General features: G+C 64.1%; 4 protein-coding genes. All 4 read right to left on the reverse strand.

All coding sequences use genetic code 11. The features are described 5' to 3' along the window. A partial coding sequence (locus VJ811_RS19390; protein WP_414711906.1) for a helix-turn-helix domain-containing protein occupies window positions 1-97 on the reverse strand: 97 nt, incomplete at its 3' end. A 156-nt stretch (window positions 98-253) separates the two neighbouring features. After that, window positions 254-1,897 (reverse strand): chaperonin GroEL, encoded by a 1,644-nt coding sequence (gene groL, locus VJ811_RS03170; protein WP_324070830.1) that lies wholly within the window; start codon window positions 1,895-1,897, stop codon window positions 254-256. Between the two features lie 192 nt (window positions 1,898-2,089). Then, window positions 2,090-2,377 (reverse strand): co-chaperone GroES, encoded by a 288-nt coding sequence (gene groES, locus VJ811_RS03175; protein ID WP_037514464.1) that lies wholly within the window; start codon window positions 2,375-2,377, stop codon window positions 2,090-2,092. 246 nt (window positions 2,378-2,623) lie between these two features. Then, window positions 2,624-3,958: MATE family efflux transporter (locus VJ811_RS03180; RefSeq protein ID WP_324070832.1), on the reverse strand; the 1,335-nt coding region annotated here is incomplete at its 5' end.

Below are 3,958 nucleotides of genomic sequence, written 5' to 3' on the forward strand. Positions count from 1 at the left end.
CCAGAGCTGCCGCGATTTGCCGGAGCGATTGCCCGTCTTCATGAAGACGGGCAATCGAACAGCGCTCCTCAAGCGATAACTGGCGGTAGTTCGACATGGCAACACCTGTGTCAGGTGTTGCACTTCGTTTGTGAACTCAGGCCCGGATCAAGTCCGGGGTGACGAGGAGTATGGAGCGAAAGCCAAAGAAAAAGGGCCGGAGGATTGCTCCCCCGGCCCTCTTTTCACTGGCTGAGTGCCGAACGGTTTGGACTTAGAAGTCCATGCCGCCCATGCCGCCCATGCCGCCGCCGCCCATGGGCATGGCGGGCTTGTCGTCGGGCGTTTCGGCGATGCCGGCTTCGGTGGTGATCAGCAAACCGGCAACCGAGGCGGCGTCCTGCAACGCAATGCGCACAACCTTGGTCGGATCGATGACACCGGCCTTGACCAGATCTTCATAGACGTCGGTCGAGGCGTTGAAGCCGAAGCTCGTGTCCTTCTGGTCGAACAGCTTGCCCGCGACGACACCGCCGTCGAAGCCCGCGTTTTCGGCGATCTGGCGAACCGGAGCCTGCAGCGCGCGACGGATGATGTCGATGCCGCGGGTCTGGTCTTCGTTGATGCCGGTCAGGCCTTCAAGCGCCTTGGTGGCATACAGCAGAGCCGTACCGCCGCCGGGGACGATGCCTTCTTCGACCGCAGCGCGGGTCGCGTGGAGGGCGTCGTCGACGCGATCCTTGCGTTCCTTCACTTCGACTTCCGACGCGCCGCCGACCTTGATCACCGCAACGCCGCCGGCGAGCTTCGCCAGACGTTCCTGCAGCTTTTCCTTGTCGTAATCCGACGTCGTCGTTTCGATCTGCGCACGGATCTGTTCGACGCGGCCCTTGATCGTGGCATGATCGCCGGCACCGTCGACGATCGTGGTGTTGTCCTTGTCGATGGTGACGCGCTTGGCCTGGCCCAGCATGTTCAGCGTGACCGTCTCGAGCTTGATGCCCAGGTCTTCGCTGATCATTTCACCGGCGGTGAGGATCGCGATGTCCTGCAGCATCGCCTTGCGGCGATCGCCGAAGCCCGGCGCCTTGACGGCCGCGACCTTCAGGCCGCCGCGCAGGCGGTTGACCACCAGCGTTGCGAGCGCTTCGCCTTCGATGTCCTCGGCGATGATCAGCAGCGGACGGCCCGACTGCACCACGGCTTCGAGGATCGGCAGCATCGACTGGAGGTTCGACAGCTTCTTTTCGAAGATCAGGATGTAGGGATCGCTGAGTTCGACGAGCATCTTTTCGGGGTTGGTGATGAAGTAGGGCGACAGGTAGCCGCGGTCGAACTGCATGCCTTCGACGACGTCGAGCTCGAAATCGAGACCCTTGGCTTCCTCGACGGTGATCACGCCTTCCTTGCCGACCTTTTCCATCGCTTCGGCGATCTTTTCGCCGACTTCGGTGTCGCCGTTGGCCGAGATGATGCCGACCTGGGCGATTTCAGCGGTGCCCTTGACCGGCTTCGACTGGCCCTTGATCGTTTCGACGACCTTGGCGACCGCGAGGTCGATGCCGCGCTTCAGGTCCATCGGGTTCATGCCGGCGGCAACCGACTTCATGCCTTCGCGCACGATCGCCTGGGCGAGAACGGTCGCGGTGGTGGTGCCGTCGCCGGCCTTGTCGTTCGCCTTCGATGCGACTTCGCGCAGCATCTGGGCACCCATATTCTCGAACTTGTCCTTGAGTTCGATTTCCTTGGCGACGGTGACGCCGTCCTTGGTGATGCGGGGGGCGCCGAAGCTCTTGTCGATCACGACGTTGCGGCCCTTGGGACCGAGGGTGACCTTCACCGCGTCGGCGAGGGTGTCGACACCGCGGAGGATGCGTTCGCGCGCGTCGCGCGAGAATTTGACGTCTTTAGCAGCCATGGGGCTATTCCTTTCAAAGGCGCAGAAAACTGCGTAACTTCACACTCAATCGTCATCCCCGCCCTTCGACGCCGCCTGCGGCGGCGCTCAGGATAAACTTCAGCCTATTGGCTGAAGGAGGGGATCGCTGGAGGCCTCACACGAGGTTGAGGCCGACAGCGGCCCCCGCCTTCGCGGGGGCGACGGCTAAAATCAGGCGATAACGCCCAGAATGTCCGATTCCTTCATGATCAGCAGCTCTTCGCCGTCGACCTTGACTTCGGTGCCCGACCATTTGCCGAACAGGATGCGGTCGCCCGCCTTGACGTCGAGCGGGGTCACCTTGCCATCATCGGCGCGGGTGCCGGTGCCGACCGAGACGACTTCGCCTTCCTGCGGCTTTTCCTTGGCGGTGTCGGGGATGATGATGCCGCCAGCCGTCTTTTCCTCAGCTTCGATACGGCGGACGAGCACTCGGTCGTGCAGTGGACGAAATTGCATGGATATCCCTCCAAAGGTGCAATGGATGTTGTTTAGCACTCACAGGACGCGAGTGCTAACAGTCGGCCATATGGGTGGGAGTCAGATAGGCGTCAAGCGCCGCGCTACAAGATTCTTGCGAAGTTTTTGCGTCAGCCCGGAAGCAGGCCGAGACGCCCGCGATAAATAGGGACAGTCCCTATTTAATCATGCTCGTCAATCGAGGCTTATGCAGCGCCGGCCACGTTAAATAGGGACTGTCCCTATTTATGGCAGCAACGCCAGTCGCGCGCGCATCCGCCAGCGGAGCAGCAGCACCGCCGAGACCACAATCAGCCCTACCGCCAAGCCGATCCACACCCCGACCCCGGCGAGCGGAGTCCAGAAACCGAGGTAGATCGCGGTGCCATAACCCGCGATCCAGTAACCGCAGATCGCGATGATCATCGGGATGCGCGTATCCTGCAATCCGCGCAGCACCCCCGCGGCCACCGCCTGCGCCCCGTCGAACAGCTGGAAAGCGGCCGCGACGACGAGGAACTGCATTGCAAAGCCGACGAGCGCGGCGTTGCGCGCGGCATCGACGTCGACATAGATCGACAGCACGAGCGACGGGAACAGCCACATGATGAGCGCGGTCAGCCCCATGAAGCCGATGCCGAGGATGAGCGACGCCTGCCCCGCATGCGCGATACCGCGATGGTCGCGCGCGCCATAGGCCAGGCCGACGCGGATCGTCGCCGCCTGCGCGACGCCGAACGGAATCTGGAAGGCGAGCGCCGCGACCTGCAGCGCGATCGTGTGCCCCGCCAGTTCGGTCTCGCCAATGCGGCCCATCAGGAAGGCGGCGCCGGTGAACAGGCCCGCCTCGGCGAGGATGGTCAGGCTGATCGGCGTGCCGATGCGCAGCATATCGAAAAAGCGCGTCCATTCGGTTCGCCACCAGTTTCCGAACAGGTGGTAACGCCGGAGCCGCCGGTCGCTCTGGATGACGACGACATAGGCAAGCAGCATGAGGAAGCTGGTCGTCACGCTCGATATCGCCGAGCCGTGCAGCCCGAGTGCGGGCATGCCGAGGTGGCCGAACACGAGCACCCAATTGCCGAGCGCGTTGACGAGCAGCGCGCCGAAAGTGATCGCGGTCGCGATCGTCGGCCGCCCGAGCGCCGAGACGAAGATGCGGAGCACCGCCGCCGCGATCATCGGGAACATGCCCCACATCAGAATCAACAGGAAACCCGCGGCGCGCGCCGAGGTTTCGGGCGGCTGCCCCGTCGCGAGCATGATCGGCCCGCCCGCGGCGCAGATGCCCATGAAGAGGAGCGAGACGAGCGCGCCGAGCCACAGCGCCATGCGCACCGTCCGCCGCACCTCGCGCACCGCATGCTTGCGGCGGCCGAGTTCGGCGGCGATCAGCGGCGCCGATGCGCCGATCAAGCCCGATCCGGTCCACAGCAGGAGCCCGAAGATCGCGACCCCGAGCGACGAAGCGGCGAGCGCCGCGTCGCCGAGCCGCGCGACGAAGATCACGTCGACCGCGTGGACGAGCATTTGCAGCAGGTTCGCCGCCGCGAGCGGCACGGCAAGCGCCAGCGTCGCGCG

The organism is Sphingopyxis sp., assembly GCF_035250425.1.
In the GTDB taxonomy this organism is placed as follows: Bacteria; Pseudomonadota; Alphaproteobacteria; order Sphingomonadales; family Sphingomonadaceae; genus Sphingopyxis.